Here is a 20,205-nt window from a genome sequence, read left to right on the forward strand (position 1 = left end):
ATCCCCGGTCAGGCCTCTTCCCCGTGAGGGAATGCACAAATGACCGGGGCCTTTCATTTCTATGGAGGCATACCCGATGCCGAAGGATTGGTTGAGCTACGAGCAACAAGTAGAGCTACTCGGTCGGCGCGGCATGCACATCGATGACGAGGCATCTGCAGCTGAATTTCTCGCGCGGGTCAACTACTATCGCTTCTCCGGATACTTCCGGCATTGGCAGCATGACCCAGCACGGGGCGACAATCAGTTCTTCAAGGGCGCCTCATTTGAGACGATTCGCGCTCTCTATGACGCAGAGCAGGAGCTGGTGGCTGTCTGTGATGAGCTCCTGCACCCCCTTGAGGTTCTCTTACGCACCCGGTTCGCCTATGCCTATGGTTGCCGTGTCGGTGTAACCGGGATGTTTGCACACGGCGAAGGTTTTACTCAATCACCTCACCCTGATGCTGAACGTGTCGAAGAGCACGCCCTTTCGAACCTTGATCGCAGTAAAGAGGCTTTCGTCGCCCACTACCGCGATGAAATCAAACAAGGCCATACCTACAAGCCTGAAGCCTATGACCGCATGCCAATCTGGGTCGCCGTGGAAGCTTTTTCTTTCGGTAGCCTGTCACGCCTCATCGAGGCATCCAGCTTGTCTGGAGTGTTGGATGACATTGCAGACTCGATGAATACCTCTCGCAGACTACTGCCTGGCCAAGTGAAGTCATTCGTGTACTTACGTAACCGGATAGCTCATTGTGCTCAATTATGGAACCACCGAGTGCTCGATGTTCCCGGCCTGCAGCCGAAGACCACCAGACGCATCAAACAGGACTACCGAAAATTCTCGGACCATTCGATTTACAAAATCCTTGTTGCACTCGACGACGTAGCTACCCGTTCTGGAATTTCGACCGGCTGGCTGTCAGAGACCATCGAGCCGATATTGGACAAGCATCGGTTGCTCGCGAAAGGAATCGCTGAACCGGCACGATACGGAGAACTATCTCCCGATACCCTTATCGACTAGTCCCTTTGGTAGAACTCGCACGAGTGGGGTTGCCCGCAAATCGTGGACACGTTGTTAAGCTCCTTAGGGGTTAAGCAGCGGCCTTCTTATTATCAATTTGATCAGCGAGCTGGGCTTCGAAATCGAAGAGGCTGATCATCCCGATGAACGAGTGGCAACGGCGCCGGTTGTGCAATCCCTAGTCGCTGGCAGACATTCCACAATTGTTCACTCGTGAACTGAGTGCCACGATCTGCGTGGAATACCAAGCCATCGGGTACGTCACCACGCAGGATCTAAGCCATGCGCAGTGCACGTTCAACCAGGTAAGAATCCTGCACACTATCCATAGACTATCCTAGGACTCGGCGGGAGTATCCATCGCGGATAACGCATAGGTACAGCCAGCCCTGGCTCGTGCGTAGATAGGTAATATCCGACATCCACACTCGATTAAGCTGCCCTTGATCACATAGACGTTTCACCAGGTCTGCAAGCGTGGACTTCCGCTTGGATTGAATCGTTGTTACGGGAACAAACGCCCTGGGTGGAATACCCTCAATACCCATCATCCGCATGCGTTTGGCCACGGTTTTGCGATTTATAGTAGCCAGAACGGGAAACCTCTAATAACCTGCTCATTGTTTTTATGCTGTGGTTCGCCTTGCTCTGGCTGTATTAGCTCAAGTTTTTCCGATTGCGTTGTTTCAAAGCGAAAAAGGCGGTGGCTTGTGACAAGAACTCATTATCCATTTTGGCCTCAGCTAACTCACGACGCAGGCGAGCGTTTTCGGCTCGTATATCGGCATCACTACGGCCATCTACCGAGCCTTGGCGTTCCCGCTCGAGTTTGACCACCAGCCTAAAAGGCCTGGTCCGACGCAAATCTCCTTTGACACATGAGCGATTGGGCGCTGCGACTCGATTACTAGGTTCGCGGCTTCACGTCGATACTCAGGTGTGTATTTCTTTCGCTGTTGACTCACAATGAACATCCGCTCTTACGGACACAGGATCCTTATTAATAGGGTGTCCACTACTCGAGGATAACCTCACGTTGAGCCTGAAGATACTCGCGAGATCATTGACATCAAAGAGCTCATTGCGGAGATTGAAAGTATTGTGATGCGCCAATCTCAGCTTCGCGATGCCATCGACGAGATCGTTAAGGACTTGGTAGAAGAATTCGTCGATTCCGTTACCGTAACGACCGCCGTTGATGAGGCCTGGCCAGCATACGTGCGCCGCAAAATGGCGCAAGAACTGAACCGCATTATTGAAGGCGAAAAATTAAAAGCAGACGCCACCTGGGATGTGGTACCCGCTGCTTTCGGTAGTGGAGCGGCCTACCTGGGCGGGGCGAAGATCGCGAAACTGCTTCCCCCGATGTCGCGGTTTAGCCGCGGCGGCGAGGACCGGAAAGAAAAACAATCGCGGGTTGAACAGAAACTACACGAGTTATTGGTGCGGTTTGATCCGCTGTTTGTGGAGGACGGGTCTGCTGAGCTCATGCAGATGCGTGGGGCGTAGTGATTTGCGCTTGCGAAGTTGGCCTGGGGTTGATGCCCAGGTGTTTAATCCTTAATCCTTTACTTCGACTGCTGTTTTTGCAGGGAACAACGGATAAATTCGAATGAAATAAGGCTCGTAATGATGCTGTGCGCGAATAAAGCTGGCGACTTTTTCGCATGGTGCCATCTCATCGAAGCATCCATTCCAATAGCTTTCCCACCAACGCAATTGGGCGTTATATCGAAAAGGAAATTGGCTGTCCATTGGTGGGGAATGCCGGAAATGTATTCTGGCGGCAAGAGTTTCAAAGGCAAATCCTGCTGTGCGTGCCAGAAGTTCTTGTTCGCTTCGGCAATACATGGACTGATTTGGCCACGGAAATTCATACATATACCCGTAAAAGCCGACTAGTTCTGGTTTTTGGCCTTGTGGTTTTTCTATTTCAATATCTGGATTGAAATGGACTGGGCGGCCTAGATTTAGTGCGGGGTCGACTGTGTGGGCATAACGTTTGATCCATTCGAGTAGGGAGGCATCGTCGAAAATTTCGAATTGGAGATATATGTGGTGGTGTAGAAATGGGGTAATTTGGGTGGCGATTTGGGATATTTTTGCGTCTACGATGCACCGTTGTATTGCTGCTTGGTAGAGGGGGTCAAAAAATGCGGCTTTATAAGCATCGTAGGCTTCTTTGAGAGCGGTCTTGTCTAGTTTTCCTGCAGCCTCGAAAGATAGAATCGAACCGTACAAGAATGAATGGGTTTTGAACGCAAGTTGGTCCCGCGAAGGCCATGGGCCCATGACAATGTAGCAGCTCCATGAGTTCGGGGCTAGCGTGTAAACACATATTGACCTGGCATGATTCATAGTAGGTGTCCTAAGCGTTTCCATTGGTTGACGTGATCGGGGCATCTCGACACATAGGGCTCTGACCTTCTGATTCCAGCTGGGTTGCACCATGCGGTAATGAGTCCGTTAGCCCACTTGGCGGTTGTTCCTGTGTAGTTTTTTGGCTTGAATGGATCGAAGATCACGGTTATTTCTTCTGGATCATAGACTTGTTTACAGTTATTGCGCGTGAAGCTAGGGCCTCCGCATGAATAAAAGTAAACGATTTTATCGAATCGGAAGTAATCTTTGTCAGGGTCAGAACTGTAGCCGATTGGAGAATGTTTGGACACTGCCTCCATCATTTTGTAATTTGAGAAGTTATGTTTGCAAAGTGCTTTTAACTGACCCCATCCGTCCATCATAGAGGCATCATAAAATCCCTTACGGATCATAAACCTAAATTCGTCTGGGTAGTCCCGTGAGTTTGTTTTGCCTTTAATGACAGCCCCTATTTTTACGGCGAAGTTTTCGTTTTTCTTTTGCTCTGAAACTGGCGGCAAGCTGCTGCATAAATTCGCCGAGCGGGACATTCCTGGGGAAATATGCGAGTCAGCATCCATGGTTAGACCCGCAGTGCGGGTGGCGATTTCATTGGGCCAGTATTCTTCGTCGGAAGGGATCCAAGCGAGACTGTCAGATGAGCCAAGGACGGTACCCTTTGTAAAGTCTTGGTGGATTGAGTCATGCATAGATTCGAGAGAGGGGATCGGCCACCCCAAATCATTTGGGGTGCCACGATGCTGAATCCATAGGTTAAATAATTGTCCCTGGAGTTCACGTGCACCTAAAAGGTTATTCCAGGCAATGACACCGCGATCGCCAAAGTTGACTAGATGAAAAACTCCGGCATGTTCGGCGACTTCATCAGTCTCCGGAAATCCCAGTGTTCCTGTTTCCCGGCCTAATGATTCCCAGACCCTACGAGCAGGCAAATACATATAGTGGCTGCGTCGACTACTGCGCTGCCACGTCATTACTCCGTTTGAAAAATTATTAAATCGATATTCATCGGTATTAGACAACTCATTACTAACTGGAATGCCAATCGGATGAGATGGGCCACCTATTGCATCATAACGCTGTTTCAGGTCGCCCCAAATTGCACCTCCAGTGACCGGTGAGTAATAGGTGTCTCCACCTTGGAAATTTTGGTACTGAGCGACTGGCAATGGGCTAATATTTTTTGGCCCGGATGTTGGATACCCAAGGACTCCTTGCTCCCAACCTAATGAACCCCATTGACGCATACCATCGTTTGTGATGGCGTGTGCTCCAGTTTCGGGATGCCAATAGATAGCACCGCCAAGAAAAGTAGATCGATAACCGACTTGATCGGGGTTACGTACTTCTCCGCTTGTTGGTGGTCCTAGCCATGATAGTGCTCCGCCGATTTCCTTATATTTAGCTTTAATTGCGCCGCACACAGAAAAGCGTGTTGGCCATACCCTTTCGCAAGCACTTCTGGATTCCCCTATTGATGCAGGGTCCTCAGGATTTCCTAAGGATTGCACTGGAGTTGTGGTTGTTTGGAGTTCGTATTCAGTAACTGTTTCCGGGTGCTCGAGCGCAAATTGTTTTATTTCATCCTCAGGCGAGGGTTGGTCACGATCTGCAACATAATCCTGGGTTTGAGTTTCTAAAGCTATAGCTTCATCGGTGAGGACATCGTCGCTGACGGCACTGACCTGTGCGGATGCAACCTCTGAGTTGAAAACTGCGAGCAGCGTGATTAGAGGAATGGCCAATATGGCTGTGTAGTGTTTGCGTCTCAATCTGATCAGTCCCTTTTGATCTCGTAGATCCTCGCAGATCTAAACGGTGAAGTGCACCCATTTTAGCAGAAAGTGACATAAATCGCTTATGTGATTGTGTGCAGTAAATTAGTGTGAGTTGACTAGTGGAGTTATCTAGCGTTCCCCTCAGCGTTTAATCCTTGACCTCGGATGATTGTTTTGCAGGGAACAATGGATAAATTCGGATGAAATGAGGCTCGTACCTACGCTTCGCGCGAATAAAGCTTGCGACTTTTTCGCATGGTGCCATCTCATCGAAGCAGCCATTCCAATAGCTTTCCCACCAACGCAATTGGGCGTTGTATCGAAAAGGAAATTGGCTGTCCATTGGTGGGGAATGCCGGAATTGTATGGTGCCGGCAAGTTCTTCAAAGGCCATTCCTGCTGTGCGCGCCAGAAGTTCTTGTTCATTTCGGTAAAATCCGGATACATTCGGCAATGGAAATCCATACATATACGCGTAAAAGCCGATTAGTTCTGGTTTTTGTCCTTGGGGTGTTTCTATTTCAAAATCTGGATTGAAATGGACTGGGCGGCCTAGATTTAGTGTGGGATCAATTGTGTGGGCATATTGTTTGATCCATTCCAGTAGGGAGTCGTCGTCGAATATTTCGGGTTGCAGATATAGGTGGTGGTGGAGAAATGGTGTAATTTGGGTGGCGATTTGGGATATTTTTGCGTGTATGATGCATCGCTGTATTGCTGCTTGGTAGCGGGGGTCAAAAAATGCGGCTTTATAAGCATCGTAGGCTTTTTTGAGAGCGGTCTTGCCTAGTTTTCCTGTTACCTCCTCGGAGAATTGGATATTATTGAACAAGAGTGAATGGGTTTTGAATGCAAGTTGGTCTCGCAGATGCGATGGGCCTTCGACAAAGTAGTGGCCCCATGCTCTGGAGATTAGTGTGTAAACGCATATTGAACTGGCATGATTCATAGTAGGTGTCCTAAGCGTTTCCATTGGTTGACGTGATCGGGGCATCTCGACACAACGGTGCTTTGTGACCCATAGTATTCCTGAATACCAGATTACGGATTGCTAGTGATCCTCCCACTGAGGATGCGGGGCAGAGCCTCCGCAGCGGTGGCTGTGACAATCACGCTGGCTAGCTGTGATAAATCCGTCGGCTGTGGGCTGACCTCCACGATCGGAATACCACGCCTATACGCCGTCACAGGCAGCCCGGCGGCAGGGTAGACCACCCCAGAAGTTCCCACGATGAGCAGCGCGTCCGCCGTGGACATCCGACGTTCCGCCTTTACCCACTCATTTTGTGGCAACGGCTCGCCAAACCAGACTACGCCCGGCCGAATGAGCCCACCGCACTCCCTGCATTCTGGTGGCGTAATCTTGTCCACTGGTCTGGTAGGCAGGGCAATCTGCTCACGATAAGGCGTTGCGCAATCCGTGCAGCGGAATTCGAACAAAGAACCATGCAAGTGGGCAACATCTTCACTGCCTGCGCGTTCATGCAGATTATCAATGTTTTGCGTTGTCACGGTCACTTTTCGTGCTGCTGCGAGGGCGCGGTGTCCGGCGTTGGGCTCGGCGCGTTGTGCCAAGTGTGCGCGCCATAAGTACCAGGCAAACATGGTTTCTGGATCGCGATGCCAGGCATCGATCGAAGCCATCGCCTGCGGGTCCACGTTCTCCCACAAGCCGGTCTGCGCATCCCGGTAAGTGGCGATCCCACTATCCGCACTCATGCCCGCGCCAGTAAACACTTCCACCTGTTTGGCGTCGGCAAGAATCTCGTGGGCGTCGATAAGCGATTGCTTCATGCCACAAGCCTACGGTGTGGTGCGAGTTAGCCACCGCGATCAGGCTCAAGAGTGCATGTAATTCGCTACCTAGCTCACGGCAGATTTGTCCTGTTCGCGCTGCGAGTTACTTTGCGTGCCATCACCCTGCACGCGTTGTTTCCGGTTGGATAGCCACAGCCAGATCACCAGGATGAGCAGAAAACTCAGCACTGCAAATGCCACGAATGCCAAAGAGATCACCACGGTATTGCGCGGCTCGTCGAAAAAGATCATGACCACGACCGAGGCTGCGAAGATTGCAGCGAAGAAAGTGATCAGCCAATTCTTTTTCGTGTGCTCCTTGAAGGACATGGTTTTAATTTTAATGGGGGAGCGTTTTGGAGACAATTTTTACCGCACCACAACAATCACACTGCTTGCTCAACTGGCTGTTTATCGACCTACATCTTTTGAAGGAACCTATTAGTAACCCCGCCGGTCATGAATTATTTTCCGACTATTTTATGAGGTATTTATAGGACTGTACACAGGTTATCTGTGCGAAGTCTTATAGATGGGATTTGGGTCATCATGTCTGAAGTTCAGCGCGCGTCCTTGGCAGAGGACACAGAAGATCGGTCGAAGCCGGTCCTCGCATTCAATAGTGCATGGGTGCAAGGTGTTGCACTGACCATGCTTTTCGGCTTTTTCGTCATGGGTTTTTTGGCGTATCGAACTTACGATGCCTCCATGCCGCAGCCGGAAAAGATTGTTTCGCAGGAGTCCGGTGAGACCATCCTGACTTCTGAAGAGATCACCCATGGCCAGGAATTGTTCCAGGCCCGCGGCCTGCAACAATATGGCTCTGTGATGGGGCACGGTGCATACCTGGGCCCTGATTTCACCGCGGAGTATCTGCGCATGGCCACTGAGCATGCCAAAGAGCAGAACTCAGCAAACGGCATCCCAGGCTTCATCTCGCCGGAGTCAACGGAAGATGAAGCCATTGTCGAGGAATTCCGCACCAACCGGTTCGACGAACAAACTGGTGTGCTGGAGTGGACCCCGAACCAAATCTCGGCATTCGAAGAAGCGCAAAAACACTACCTGGACTATTTCGGTACTAACTCCGATGTTCACGGTCTGCCGAAGGAGTTCATCAACAACGAAGACGAAATTCACGACCTCACCGGCTTTTTCGCTTGGACCGCATGGGCTTCTGCTGCAGAACGCCCAGGCCATGATTATTCCTACACAAACAACTGGCCAGCAGAGCCACGTGTGAACAACACTCCGACGGCTGACTTAGTTGTGTGGTCGGTGCTCTCGCTAATTGCACTGATCGGTGGTATCGGTCTGATCTTCGCCATCTACGGCCGCTGGTCGCGCCAGATTGGCTGGCACGCTGAAGAGACCCCAAACCTCGATTTCAAACAACCCGGGGAAGTAAAACTGTCCAAATCGCAAAAAGTGGTTGCCTGGTTCGTTCTGGTCACCATGCTGCTGTTCCTCATCCAAGCGCTGCTGGGTGCCGCAGTACAGCATTACCGCGTGGAAATCGAAGGCTTCTTCGGAATCCCGCTGCAAGAAATCTTGCCGTACAACGTCGCGCGTACATGGCACCTGCAATTATCCCTGCTGTGGACTGCCGGTGGTTTGCTGGCCGCCGGTATCTTCCTGGCACCATTCATTGCCCGCCGCGAACCTAAAAAACAAAGCTGGCTGACATGGGCTCTGCTGGGCGCCATCGCCTTTGTCGTCTTCGGTTCCATGGCCTTTGAATGGCTCTCGTCCTTCGGCATCGTGCCAGAAGGCAGCATTTGGTCGCAGCAGTGGGAGTTTTTGGATCTGCCACGCTTCTTCCAGATCCTGCTGACCATCGGCATGTTCCTATGGATCTTCATGATCTTCCGAACCCTGCACGGTCGCCTGAAAACCGAGCACAAGTCGAACATGCCGTGGTTGTTCTTCTTCTCCGGGCTGACCATCCCAGGTTTCTACGCCGTCGGCATGCTTGCAGGCTCGTCGACGCACCTGACTGTTGCAGAGTTCTGGCGTTTCTGGGTTGTCCACCTTTGGGTCGAAGACTTCCTGGAACTCTTTACGACGATCATGGTTGCCTATGTCTTCGTGTTGCTGGGTGTTATTCGCGAAAAGATCGCCCTGGGCATCATCTACTTGGACATCATTTTGTATTCCATTGGTGGCGTGATCGGCACCATGCACCACCTGTATTTCTCCGGTACTCCGGTTGAGCACATGGCGCTGGGGTCGTTCTTCTCTGCCGCCGAGGTGGTCCCGCTGACATTGTTGACCGTCGAAGCCTGGACGTTCATGCAGCTTGGATCTAAACAGCGTGCGACCGGCAAGCGGCCATTCCCACACCGTTGGGCTGTGATGTTCCTGGTTGCCGTTGGTTTTTGGAACTTCTTGGGTGCCGGCATCTTCGGATTCTTGGTCAACTTGCCAATCGTGTCATACTTCCAGATCGGTACCGCCCTGACGGCGAACCACGCGCACGGCGCGATGATGGGTGTTTACGGATTCCTTGCCGTCGGCCTAGGCGTGTTCGCGCTCCGTTACCTGACACCTCCGAAGTACTGGTCGGATAAGTCGATGCAGTGGAGCTTCTGGCTGCTCAACATTGGCCTGCTGTGGATGGTCTTTATTTCGCTGCTGCCGTTGGGCACATTGCAGCTCTACCATTCGGTTGCCGAAGGTTATGTTGAAGCTCGTTCGCTGGGATACATCACCCAGCCGGATAACGCGCTGATCGAATGGCTGCGCCTGCCTGGCGACGTGATCTTCATGGCCGGTATTCCTGGCTTGATCTGGGGAGCATTCAAGGCCGTGCGTCACAGCGGTGAGATACCAACGATGGAAGATGAGCAAGAATTCCCGGTCACGCCACTGTTTAGCAAGGTGGAATCCGAAGAAAACCTGGAGCCCGTTGGTACTGGAGCACAAGGCCAAGGCTCTCCGGTTGGATTGGTCTCCGGTGGCCATGGCCGCGTCGACAACCGCACGGGCGCAGAAGTCTCGGATACACTGGATAAGCACAAGTCCAACAGCTCCACCAAGTGGGGCGGTAGCTACAGCTCCGACAAGCGTGACGACGACAGCAAGTAAGCAAGCGAGATAGCAATGGAATTACCTGCGGTATTTACCATCCTCAGTTCCATCTATGGTCTGTTCCTGCTCGCCGTGGCGTGGGGCTTTGACCGGATGGCTCGGTCGGCATCCAATCGCACCAATGGCGATCAGACCGGTGGATTCCGCTATATGGAGTCCCACGATGCTTGGCAGTGCCCGGAAGACCAATGGCTGTGGCCTTCCAGCTTCGACCCAGAAAACCGCGTCATGCGTTACCGGGGTAACCCGACCGTGTGCAACACCTGCCCGGTCAAGCAATCCTGCACGATCAGTGCGAAAGGCCGCGAGGTTACTCGTCAGCTTGACCCGTGGCCACATTCGGAGACCGGACGTTTCCACCGTGGGGTTTCTTTGGCGGTGGCGTTGATGGGCTTTATTTTGCCACTCATGTCATTGCTTGTGCATTCGTCGACCGCAGATTTGGTGTTGACTGGTGGAGTGCTGGTCGTGCTGGTCGGTGGCACTATCCCTTTGGCGCGTCACCTGTGGTCTACCCCGTCGAACTTCCCCGAAGAGCTGCCATCGATGGATAATATCGAAGCCGAGGTTAATGCAGCCGTAGCTGATAAATACGGCGTGAAGTACCGTTCGACGAAAGAAGCCATCGCCGGTGTGCGTGACGACGAAGTCTCGCGCCTTGCGAAGAAATACGGCTCCGAGCGCATTCGCGCAACCGGCGAAAACCACGACGAAGTAATTGCTGCAAAATACAAGCACCACTATCGTTCGGATAGCCGATCGCAGCGTCGGTCGCGCAACAAACCAGTGGAAAACTCCTAAAACACACAAACCTCATTAGGCATAAAGGGTAAGGCACAGGCGAACTTTTCATGAGCGCACTAGTATTTTGGCCGATCATGGCATTGCTGGCATTGGGAGTGCTGGTGGTGATCATCAGCTATTCGTTTAAGGTCATCAAACAATACGAAAGGGGAGTGGCCTTCCGGTTTGGGCACTTGCGCCCGTTGATGGAACCGGGCGGGCATTGGATCATCCCGGTGATTGACAAGATGGAACGCGTCGACCAGCGCGTGGTTACGTTGACCATCCCGCCACAGGAGATCATCACGAAAGACAACGTCTCGGTGCGTGTGAATGCCGTTGTCATGTTTGAGGTGACCGATTCGATCAAAGCTGTGCTGCAGGTAGAAAACTATGCGGTCGCGACCTCGCAGATCGCGCAGACGACGCTGCGTTCGCTGCTGGGACGTGCCAGTTTGGACGATTTGTTGGCGCACCGCGATGAGCTTAATGAGGATCTTCGACGCATCATCAATGGTCAAACACACCGTTGGGGTGTAGAAACTCGGATTGTCGAAATCAAGGACGTGGAAATTCCGGAACTCATGCAGCGCGCCCTCGCGCGTGAGGCAGAGGCCGAGCGTGAGCGCCGTGCGAAAGTCATTTCGGCACACGGTGAACTGCAATCGTCGAAAGAGCTGCGTGAAGCGGCTGAGGAATTACAAAAGGCGCCAGCCGCTCTGCAGTTACGCTACTTGCAGACCATCTTGGAGCTGGGTGCTGACCAGAACTCTACCGTGGTGTTCCCATTGCCCATCGATATTCTGGGTGGGTTCATGGACAACATGGGCAAGTTCCAGCAGGGTTTTAGTGATTTGAACCAAAACCTCAGCTCATTGGTGGGCAATAAAGCTGATGAGTCGCCAACGAGTGACAACGACGACTCGTCAGCGGACAACAACTCCGATAGTGGCAAGCAGGCTGGTGAATTCACCTCATTGGATCTGCGGCCAGAGACTGCCGAATACAAGCTTGACGACGGGTATGGCAAGGGCGTCGACGGCGAGAAGGGCGACGATAAAACCGTCGACAAAGAGTAATCGCGCACCGTGTTATTCGCAGGCTACGCCGTCCTTGTCTCGGTCTAGCTGTGAGCGATAACCGGGATCGCCTGCGTGCAGGGGAGCGGCACCGGCTGCACGAGCGGCCGCGCAATTCTGGAAATACGTATCGCCGCCGGGTGCCGCCGGCGGGGCAGCAGGAGCATCGACGTGCGCCGGCGCCACCGGGTGCTCGTTCATCTCGGGATTCTCCCCCGGAGCCTCCGGTGCTGGTGGCTGATCTGCTGGTGCTTCCTGAGCACGCGGGAAGCGTTCGTCGTAACGTTCCGGGAGCACAGTGCCATTGCCACGCCCAGAATGCTCGTGCGCGTTGACTTTGGCTGGGTTTTCCGCTGCGTCTTCAGCACGTGCTTCTTCCATGGATTCTGCCGACGCGGTTGCAGTTTCCGTAAAGGTTTCCGTTGACGTTTCGGTAACCATTGCTTGGTCTGCTGAAGAATCCACATCCGTGCATGATGCTAAGAGGATGCACGTGGTAGAAAGCGTCGCTAAGAGTGTTTTGCGCAGGGAATTCACATGTGGAGATATTTCCTGATGGCTAGCTCTAAAGCAACTCCTACGTTGTTCAAAAACTAATCGTGCATATAATGTGCTCATGACTATTACAAAGACCTCTCGTCGCCGTACGCTCCGTTCCGCAGCCCTGGGCATCACCGCCGCATCCGCACTGGTGCTGGCCAGCTGCTCTTCTGAAGAAGTTAAAGACACCGCGGCATCGGTAACCTCCGAGGCTGCCGACGCCGCAGAATCCGCTACCAAGGCGGCTGGCGATGCTGCTGAATCCGCCACCGAAAAGGCCAAAGAAGCCGGGGACAAAGCAATGCAGGCCATTGACGCTGAAATGCGCGTGACCCCGGACCCAGAAGCTGGTGTGGAAGCAGACAGCGAACTGCAGATTGAACTGTCTGGGCTGAACCCGGATCAGGGCTACTACGTCGCCATTTGTGCTGACGACGAAAACGACTCTGAAGGTCGTCCACCACTATGCACCGGTGAGCATGGCGACGAAGCCACCCAGGCTTGGGTCAAGACTGAGGGTGGCACCGTGGACATGAAGGAAGATGGCACCGCTGTTGTCACCTTGCGCGCGACCCCAACCGGCGAAGGCGTCGACTGCACCACCCAGGACTGCAACGTGCAGTTGTTCGGTGACCACACCGAAGGCTTCAAGCGCGTCGAAGAAACCGAGATCAAGTTCGTTTAAGAACATAGATATGGCGGAACTCTAGCAAGCTACGGTAACTAAGCCGCAATCTCGTTTTGCATTGCCTTCCGCATTCTCTTCGCACAGCCATGCTGGTCATGATGACCGGCATGGCTGTTTTTGCGTTTGCGCAAGGCTGCACAACGAAAGGTAACCTGGGTTGCCATGAACCCAGTGTCGAGGAAACTGATCAAAGCGCGTTATCTTTCAGGTCTGCCCTGGGCCGTATTATTTATTGGTGGCTCTGTCGCGGCCGCGGTGTTCTGGAGCAATTGGCTGTGGATTGCCACTGCCGTCATAGCCGCCTTCGTCCTCTTTCGCATATGGCTCATTCCACGGCAGGTAAAACTACTCGGGTGGAAGGAAACTGAGGATGAACTTCTCATCACCCGCGGCAAAATCTGGCACACCTTCACCGTCGTACCGTACGGGCGGATTCAATTCGTGGATGTTTCTGCCGGCCCCATCGATAAACTCTTCGGCTTAAAAAACGTGAAGCTACATACGGCTTCGTCTTCGTCCGACTCCGATGTCCCCGGGTTAGAAGCTGCCGACGCAGATGCATTACGTCAGCGCCTGTCCGAAAAAGCCCGTGAGAGGATGAGCGGCCTATGAGTTCAGCAGAAAACCCTCAGCCGCACGATCAGCACCCCACGGCTTCGTACCCAACTGCCGCAGAACCAGCAGCCACACACCCACTGGCTGAGGCACAAACCAACCAGCAGCAGTGGCACCGAGTCCATTTCCTCACCCCGATCCTGGAATTCTGGTCGGTGTTGGTTGGTTTGGCCGTCATCATTTTCGTCAACATCAATTCGACGATTATCAACACGGTCTCCAGTTGGGCAGATGGCGAGGTCCTGACCGACTTGCTCATTGGAACCGCGATTCTGCTTGGCATCGCGGTGCTCGTCGTGGGGCTATCGTATTTCTGGTGGCGAGCCATGGGCTTCCGGCTTGACAACGAAGAAATCGCGCGCAAAAAGGGCGTGTTTTCTACCCAAGTGCGCTCGGCACGGTTCAATCGCATCCAAGCCGTCGACATCGTCGAGCCGTTCGTCGCCCGCATCTTTGGCCTCGCGAAAGTCCGCGTCGAGACCGCCGGCGGCTCGGATTCTGTGATTGAAGTCGAATATCTGCGCAAGAAACAGGCAGAACGCCTACGCGTGGAAGTTCTGCAGCGCGTGCGTGGTGAAAAATCACCCGAGCCTGATACCTCGCACCCAAGCATCACAGAGCCCGGTGCACCGGAAGCGACGCCAGCAGAAACCCCAGCCGGTGATGCCGCGCAAACACACAAGCCTGGTCTCGCCCATCCGGCTCATTCGACTGACCAACCGAACCGCGTAATCATCCCGCCGATCCCCACCGGACGGGTGCTCGGCTCAATGGTGCTGCGTCCCAGCACCATGATCGCGATTATCGTCGTGCTTTCTCAGCTGTTTACCGCTCTGAATATCTTCTCCAGTTTCGTCATCGTCCTTGCCGCCCTGGGCGCGTTGCTTGGCCACATCAACAATGCGTGGCAATTCACCGCCACGCTCAACGAGACCGGCGGGCCGAACAACTCGCCGTCCCTCGACATCGCGTATGGGCTCACCAGCAGGCGTCGGCAATCAGTGCCACTGAACCGCATCCATGCCGTCGAAATCCGCCAACCCGTCCTGTGGCGGCTGACCGGCTGGTGGATCGTGCAGGTAGATGTCGCAGGTTATGGCGCACTATCTGGCAAAGATTCCGGCTCCACGATGATCCTGCCCGTCGGCAGCAAACAACAGGCCCAACAGATTGCCGCGCTGGTCACCCCGCTTGCCGACGAGCACCTCACCGAATTTGCCCGGCCAGACGGTTTCACCCGCCCCCGGTACACCTCGCCGAAGCAAGCGCGCTGGTGCTCGCCGATTGATTACCAACAACAGGGCGTCACGCTTGTCGACGACGCCGTGATCATCCACCACGGTCGTATCGGCCGGAGCGTTGCGGTTGTCGCCGAGCCGCACATCCAAGAGCTCTCGTTGCGCAGAGGACCGATACAGGCGCTGCTTGGTTTGCGCAGTTTACGCCTGGACCTGGTCGGCGGGCCAGTGAGCATGGTAGGCGCGGATCTTTCCCCAGACGATGCCGAGGAACTCCTGGAATACTTGCGCCAGCGCACGTTGCCAGAACTAGAACAGGCGGGGACTTTTCACTAGACCCCACCGGCAAAGCCGAGCTGTCGCCACGCCTCAAACACCGCGACGGCAGCAGAATTCGACAAATTCATCGACCGCCGCGCTGGCAGCATGGGGATGCGCACCTGCTCGGTTATCCGCGGGTGCGCTAGCGCCTCGGCAGGCAGCCCGGTGGGTTCTGTGCCAAAAAGCAAAATGTCGCCGTCTTGGTAGTTCACCTCAGTGTGAAAGGTTTTGGCACCAGTGCTAAAAGCAAACACCCGGCCGTCGCCAAGCGATTCCAAACACGCGTCCAAGTTGGGGTGGATCTGCAGATCCGCTAGATCGTGATAATCCAGCCCCGCGCGTTTCAAATGTTTATCGTCGAAATTGAACCCCAGCGGCTCCACCAAATGCAGGTGGGCCCCGGTTACCGCAGCTAAACGGATCGCGTTGCCGGTATTCGAGGGGATCACCGGATTATCAAAGACAACATGCAAATCGGCCATGGCAAGAGTCTAGAATGGTAGCCGTGACTGCATTGACATTGGATGGAAAACTCTACCGAGACGAAATCTTCGACGACTTGAAAAAGCGCGTCGACAAGCTACGCGACAAGGGCATTACCCCTGGTCTGGCCACCGTGTTGGTGGGTGATGATCCAGGCTCGCACAGCTACGTCAAAATGAAGCACCGCGACTGTGAAGCTCTGGGCATCAACTCAATCCGTCGTGACCTGCCCGGCGATATCAGCCAGGAAGAATTGCTCGCTGTCATCGATGAACTCAACGCGGACCCAGCCTGTACAGGTTATATCGTGCAGTTGCCGTTGCCGAAGCACCTCAACGAGAACGAGGTGCTGGAGCGTATCGACCCCGAAAAGGACGCCGACGGCCTGCACCCAGTGAACCTGGGCAAGCTGGTGCTCAACGAGGACGCGCCTCTGCCATGCACCCCGAATGGTTGCATTTCGCTGCTACGCCGTTTCGACGTCGAGCTTGCTGGCGCAAAAGTTGTGGTGATCGGCCGTGGCGTGACCGTGGGCCGCCCAATCGGTCTGATGCTGACGCGTCGCAGCGAAAACTCCACTGTCACCCTGTGCCACACCGGAACCAAAGACCTGGCCGCAGAAACCAAAGCTGCTGATGTCATCATCGCGGCTGCCGGCGTGCCGCATATGCTCACCGCAGACATGGTGAAAGAAGGTGCTGCAGTGCTGGACGTAGGCGTTTCGCGTGTCGACGGCAAACTCGCCGGAGATGTGGCCCCCGATGTTTGGGAGAAAGCCGGTGCGGTCTCGCCCAACCCCGGCGGTGTGGGCCCGCTGACCCGTGCCTTCCTGGTGCACAACGTGGTGGAGCGCGCAGAATTGCATGCCGGATAAACCACACTCGCACCAGGCTGGGCGTCGCACTGGCCAACCAGTCACTGGCGGTGCGCAATCCCTGACGACCCGCCAAAAGAAGGCAGACCGCAGCGGCCTGGCCAACCCACACGACCTGAACCTGGCTGCCTCCTGCGTGCCTGGTTGGTTGCAATGGTCTGGCATGGCTGCGTTTATCGTGCTGCTGGCCGCCGCCGCGTGGTTTTTGTTCGCGGATCATTGGCGCCGAGCCACGTTTGCCCTGGGCGTGGCGATGCTCTGGCTGGCAGCACTGCGCCTGACCTGTGACTCTGCGAAGTTGGGCGTCTTTGCTGTGCGTTCGCGCCGGTTCGACGCCGCTTTCAGCGCTGTTGCCGGGGCAGCGCTGATGTTTTTATCCGCCTCAGTCGACGCACTGGGTAGTTAGTTGTGCGGTGCAGTTAGTTGTGCGCCGCAAATAGTAGAAAGTTGCACCAATGTCACCAATGGATACTTGGGAGCCCACACTGGGCACAGCACCGCTTTTAGCCATCGCCGCGGCAGCCGTCGCAACGATTTTGGTGCTGGTGATTTATTTCCGCATCCACGCGTTCATCACCCTGATCACCGTCTCCGCACTGACGGCCTTGGCGACGGGTATCCCATTAGCAGGCGTCGTCCCGACCATGACCGACGGCTTCGGCTCCACCTTGGCATCGGTGGCCTTGTTGGTCGGTCTGGGGGCGATGCTTGGTCGCTTGGTAGAAAACTCCGGTGGCGCGCAGTCGCTGGCGGAATTGCTGGTGCGTAAATTCGGCGAAAAGCGTGCCCCGTTTGCCCTGGGCGTGGCATCGCTGCTGATGGGCTTTCCCATTTTCTTCGACGCCGGGCTCATCGTTATGCTGCCGGTCATCTTTGCGGTCGCACGGCGCCTGGATGGCCCGATTCTGGCTTACGGCATCCCGGCAGCCGGCGCGTTTTCTGTCACCCACGTTTTCTTGCCACCGCACCCAGGGCCGGTAGCAGCTGCCGAATTCTACAATGCGGATATCGGGCTGATCTTGCTGTTCGGCCTGCTTATCGCGTTGCCGACGTGGTATATCTCTGGCTATGTGTGGGGGCAGTTCCTGGGCCGCAAATTCCCGCTGCCGGTACCTGATTTGCTGTTGGGCGCGCGCTCCGAGGCTCCGAAGAACCCGGCGGGTGCTGGTTCCGTCGCTACGATCCTGCTGCTGCCGATGCTCCTGATTTTCGGCAACACCGGCGCGAACACCGCCGCCACCGCAGGCTGGATCGACGGTGATTCTGGGCTTGTGCAGTTCCTACGTTTCCTCGGACAAACCCCAATCGCCCTGCTGATTACCGCATTCGCAGCCATCGCTGTGTTGGGATTGCGTAGGGGAGTAAGCCGCGAAGCCATTGAAAAATCCATGGACGGCGCGCTCGGTCCTATCTGTTCCGTCGTGCTGATCACCGGCGCTGGCGGCATGTTCGGTGGCGTATTGCGTACCTCGGGCATTGGTGACGCGCTCGCCGAATCCATGGAAGGCATGGGCATCCCGCTGATTCTCGCCGCCTACCTGATTGCTGCCGCACTCCGCGTTGCCCAAGGCTCGGCGACCGTCGCCTTGACGACGGCCGCAGCCCTGATGGCACCGGGCGTGGCTGCCGCGGATTACTCCGAAGTCGCGCTAGCACTGATCGTCTTGGCGACGGCCGCCGGTTCTGTCATTGCCTCCCACGTCAACGATTCTGGCTTCTGGCTGGTGGGCCGACTGATGGGCATGGATACCGCGACTACTCTGAAGACCTGGACGGTGAATCAAACACTGATCTCCGTTATCGGTTTCGCTCTGGTTATGGTGATCTACGGCGTCAGCGCGCTGTAATCCAGTCCTTCATTGCCTCCGCCACCAGGGTTGGTGGTTCGGCGACATCAAAACTCGCTCCGGGTTCATCCGCACGCAGCGGCTCCAAAGTAGCCAGCTGCGAGTCCAGCAAATGCGCCGGCATGAAATGCTTAGTCCGCTCCAGCATGCGTTGCTCCAGCAGTTCGCGTGAGCCTGTGCAGTGCACAAACACGGTGCCCGGGCACTCAGAGAGCAATACCTCGCGGTAGCTGTGCTTCAACGCGCTGCACGCAACGATCGCGCCGTGTTCTTGTTCGGCGAGCCAATTGCCGACGCGCCGCAACCACGGCCAGCGGTCGGCGTCGTCAAGCGGGATGCCGCTGGCCATTTTGTCGATATTGGCTTGCGGGTGAAAATCATCCCCGTCGAGGTAAACCAGCCCTAAAAGGTTTGCCAGTTCCGTGCCGACGGTGGTCTTCCCGCTCCCAGAAACCCCCATCACTACGATGTGATGGGGCAGTGGTGTATCCGGTGCATGTTCAGGCATGTTGGTGATCCTAACACCTGCCGGGAACCTCACTGGCGGCTGTGTTGTTGTGACTCAGCGTTGTTGTGTGGTGGCAAGCCCAAACTTGCTGCGTACGACGTAATCGCACTCGCTTGCGCCGGTGCCGCGATCGAGATGACGTCGCGCAGGTACGGCCACAGACGCGGGTGGTCTTTGCCGTAGTAGCCTTCTGCCAAGAACGCGAAATTCACGCAGTAGTCTATGCCGGTGTGGCCCAGTGCTTTCTCGGCAGCGTAGATGGGCAGACGTGGCGTAATATCTTCGCTGAAAAAATAGGTCCAGGTTATCCACCGCGCGATTTCCGCCCCAGCAGACGCATTCGCTGAGCTCACCACAGCCTTGGCTGCGGATAAATGCAGGGCAAGAGCATCGTTCAGCGTATTTTTCGCAGCCTTACTTCCTGCCAGGCTCAGCGTACGGTTGCTGGCAAGTTGCTTTATGAATTCCTCGAGGTACGGAAGCATCAATTCTGTATGCCCATGGTCAAGGAAATGCCGAAAAATCACCATCATTTCTTCAAACCGAGCAGTTTGTTCGTGCTTGCCGACGCCCGCGTTCAGACTTGAGTGCGCACCAGCCCCAGATGGCGGGCTGCTTTCTGTCCACCGCGGCGGCAGAAAGCTCCCGATGGCTTTGCCAAGGTGATCTTCGAGAAACTCCGAAATGCTCACGGTCGTGCCAGTATGCGCCAAGACATGTAGCTGTAGCGGGAGCTGGACCTGTGGTTCCCACTGAAAAATTTTCCGGAATGCACTAACGATTTCACTAGGGCTCGCGGTGTCGACGAAGTTTTCTAGGAAACGATCCTCAGGCGCTTGAAATAATGCGATGCTGCGTAAACCGACGGCGACGCAGTGCTTGCACCATTGGTGCTGCACAGGGCAGGTGCAATAGGTGATGGGCGTTCCTTCGACCAGCTTGATGTGCACCTCATAGGGATGGATTGCCGATCCCTGCACGAAAGCTTTAATAGATTTGTCGGTCACTGTGTGGCCGGAAATTGCTGTGGAATCAATTTTTGATCCCTTGTGGAAGCTTCCCGAATCTGTGTGGGCGGCGATGTAAGTACGAGTAAGGAGGTTAATTAAATAAGACTGCTGTGGCAACGACATAACTTAAGAATAAGATGCTGCTGCACACAGCGGTCCA

The 20,205-nt window shown here is 54.8% G+C and carries 19 protein-coding genes and 2 pseudogenes; 11 read left to right on the forward strand and 10 right to left on the reverse strand.

What is annotated here, in order from left to right; all coding sequences use genetic code 11:
* Positions 1 to 76 precede the first annotated feature (76 nt).
* Entirely contained in the window at positions 77 to 1,012 is a 936-nt protein-coding gene (locus tag O146_RS0102375; protein ID WP_027017559.1) for an Abi family protein, read from the forward strand.
* 657 nt (positions 1,013 to 1,669) lie between these two features.
* Here O146_RS0102375 and O146_RS0102380 read toward each other — a convergent pair.
* Positions 1,670 to 1,849 carry a hypothetical protein gene (locus O146_RS0102380; protein WP_027017560.1) on the reverse strand — a complete coding sequence of 60 codons (180 nt, stop codon included), beginning with the start codon at positions 1,847 to 1,849 and terminating at the stop codon, positions 1,670 to 1,672.
* A gap of 243 nt (positions 1,850 to 2,092) precedes the next feature.
* On the opposite strand from O146_RS0102380, the gene O146_RS0102385 reads away from it, so the two are divergent.
* On the forward strand, positions 2,093 to 2,521 hold the full coding sequence (locus O146_RS0102385) for a type I restriction endonuclease subunit R, EcoR124 family (RefSeq protein ID WP_272697788.1): 429 nt from the start codon (positions 2,093 to 2,095) through the stop codon (positions 2,519 to 2,521).
* Between the two features lie 51 nt (positions 2,522 to 2,572).
* Here O146_RS0102385 and O146_RS0102390 read toward each other — a convergent pair whose 3' ends face one another.
* From O146_RS0102390 to O146_RS0102410, 5 genes are all read right to left on the reverse strand, one after another.
* On the reverse strand, positions 2,573 to 3,304 hold the full coding sequence (locus tag O146_RS0102390) for a hypothetical protein (protein WP_021351892.1): 732 nt from the start codon (positions 3,302 to 3,304) through the stop codon (positions 2,573 to 2,575).
* Positions 3,305 to 3,366: 62 nt separating this feature from the next.
* Positions 3,367 to 5,139, reverse strand: a complete 1,773-nt coding sequence (locus O146_RS12350; RefSeq protein ID WP_126849924.1) for an LGFP repeat-containing protein — start codon at positions 5,137 to 5,139, stop codon at positions 3,367 to 3,369.
* 181 nt (positions 5,140 to 5,320) lie between these two features.
* Positions 5,321 to 6,121: a hypothetical protein gene (locus O146_RS0102400; RefSeq protein ID WP_027017563.1), complete on the reverse strand. Its 801-nt coding sequence runs from the start codon at positions 6,119 to 6,121 to the stop codon at positions 5,321 to 5,323.
* A 92-nt stretch (positions 6,122 to 6,213) separates the two neighbouring features.
* The gene (locus tag O146_RS0102405) at positions 6,214 to 6,966 is read right to left on the reverse strand and encodes an NAD-dependent deacylase (RefSeq protein ID WP_021351889.1); all 753 of its coding nucleotides are present in this window, start codon (positions 6,964 to 6,966) and stop codon (positions 6,214 to 6,216) included.
* Between the two features lie 69 nt (positions 6,967 to 7,035).
* Positions 7,036 to 7,299, reverse strand: coding sequence for a hypothetical protein (locus tag O146_RS0102410; protein ID WP_023019034.1), 264 nt, complete (start codon positions 7,297 to 7,299; stop codon positions 7,036 to 7,038).
* Between the two features lie 219 nt (positions 7,300 to 7,518).
* Between O146_RS0102410 and O146_RS10830 the strand changes: the two genes are divergently transcribed.
* From O146_RS10830 to O146_RS10835, 3 genes and pseudogenes are all read left to right on the forward strand, one after another.
* On the forward strand, positions 7,519 to 10,056 hold the full coding sequence (locus tag O146_RS10830; RefSeq protein WP_035000472.1) for a nitric-oxide reductase large subunit: 2,538 nt from the start codon (positions 7,519 to 7,521) through the stop codon (positions 10,054 to 10,056).
* Positions 10,057 to 10,071: 15 nt separating this feature from the next.
* Positions 10,072 to 10,677 (forward strand): annotated as a pseudogene (locus O146_RS0102420) (hypothetical protein); the annotation flags it as partial.
* Between the two features lie 260 nt (positions 10,678 to 10,937).
* Positions 10,938 to 11,666, forward strand: a pseudogene (locus tag O146_RS10835) (SPFH domain-containing protein); the annotation flags it as partial.
* A 267-nt stretch (positions 11,667 to 11,933) separates the two neighbouring features.
* On the opposite strand, the gene O146_RS12800 reads toward O146_RS10835, so the two are convergent.
* Positions 11,934 to 12,386, reverse strand: a complete 453-nt coding sequence (locus tag O146_RS12800; protein ID WP_244266793.1) for an excalibur calcium-binding domain-containing protein — start codon at positions 12,384 to 12,386, stop codon at positions 11,934 to 11,936.
* 151 nt (positions 12,387 to 12,537) lie between these two features.
* Here O146_RS12800 and O146_RS12805 point away from each other — a divergent pair, with 151 nt between their 5' ends.
* The 3 genes from O146_RS12805 (at position 12,538) to O146_RS0102445 (ending at position 15,338) form a co-directional block, all read left to right on the forward strand.
* Complete coding sequence (locus O146_RS12805) at positions 12,538 to 13,146, forward strand: hypothetical protein (RefSeq protein ID WP_051619204.1); 609 nt, start codon at positions 12,538 to 12,540, stop codon at positions 13,144 to 13,146.
* A gap of 165 nt (positions 13,147 to 13,311) precedes the next feature.
* Positions 13,312 to 13,761 carry a PH domain-containing protein gene (locus O146_RS0102440; RefSeq protein WP_027017564.1) on the forward strand — a complete coding sequence of 150 codons (450 nt, stop codon included), beginning with the start codon at positions 13,312 to 13,314 and terminating at the stop codon, positions 13,759 to 13,761.
* Complete coding sequence (locus O146_RS0102445; RefSeq protein WP_051619205.1) at positions 13,758 to 15,338, forward strand: PH domain-containing protein; 1,581 nt, start codon at positions 13,758 to 13,760, stop codon at positions 15,336 to 15,338. The genes O146_RS0102440 and O146_RS0102445 overlap by 4 nt, the downstream gene beginning before the upstream one ends.
* On the opposite strand, the gene O146_RS0102450 is transcribed toward O146_RS0102445, so the two are convergent.
* A complete protein-coding gene (locus O146_RS0102450; protein ID WP_027017566.1) occupies positions 15,335 to 15,805 on the reverse strand; it encodes a tRNA (cytidine(34)-2'-O)-methyltransferase in 471 nt (156 codons plus the stop codon). The two genes, O146_RS0102445 and O146_RS0102450, sit on opposite strands and share 4 nt — an antisense overlap.
* Before the next feature lie 23 nt (positions 15,806 to 15,828).
* On the opposite strand from O146_RS0102450, the gene O146_RS0102455 reads away from it, so the two are divergent.
* The 3 genes from O146_RS0102455 to O146_RS0102465 are packed head-to-tail and all read left to right on the forward strand — an operon-like array spanning position 15,829 to position 18,527.
* Positions 15,829 to 16,680, forward strand: coding sequence for a bifunctional methylenetetrahydrofolate dehydrogenase/methenyltetrahydrofolate cyclohydrolase (locus tag O146_RS0102455; protein WP_126856375.1), 852 nt, complete (start codon positions 15,829 to 15,831; stop codon positions 16,678 to 16,680).
* Entirely contained in the window at positions 16,670 to 17,086 is a 417-nt protein-coding gene (locus tag O146_RS0102460) for a DUF3017 domain-containing protein (RefSeq protein ID WP_081820538.1), read from the forward strand. Before O146_RS0102455 ends, O146_RS0102460 begins: the two co-directional genes overlap by 11 nt.
* Before the next feature lie 58 nt (positions 17,087 to 17,144).
* Entirely contained in the window at positions 17,145 to 18,527 is a 1,383-nt protein-coding gene (locus O146_RS0102465; RefSeq protein ID WP_027017568.1) for a GntP family permease, read from the forward strand.
* Here O146_RS0102465 and O146_RS0102470 read toward each other — a convergent pair.
* Both O146_RS0102470 and O146_RS0102475 read right to left on the reverse strand, forming a co-directional pair.
* The gene (locus O146_RS0102470; RefSeq protein ID WP_021351873.1) at positions 18,514 to 19,035 is read right to left on the reverse strand and encodes a gluconokinase; all 522 of its coding nucleotides are present in this window, start codon (positions 19,033 to 19,035) and stop codon (positions 18,514 to 18,516) included. The two genes, O146_RS0102465 and O146_RS0102470, sit on opposite strands and share 14 nt — an antisense overlap.
* A gap of 29 nt (positions 19,036 to 19,064) precedes the next feature.
* Complete coding sequence (locus tag O146_RS0102475) at positions 19,065 to 20,168, reverse strand: SWIM zinc finger family protein (protein WP_027017570.1); 1,104 nt, start codon at positions 20,166 to 20,168, stop codon at positions 19,065 to 19,067.
* Positions 20,169 to 20,205 lie beyond the last annotated feature (37 nt).

The organism is Corynebacterium pseudodiphtheriticum DSM 44287 (assembly GCF_000688415.1).
In the GTDB taxonomy this organism is placed as follows: domain Bacteria; phylum Actinomycetota; class Actinomycetes; order Mycobacteriales; family Mycobacteriaceae; genus Corynebacterium; species Corynebacterium pseudodiphtheriticum.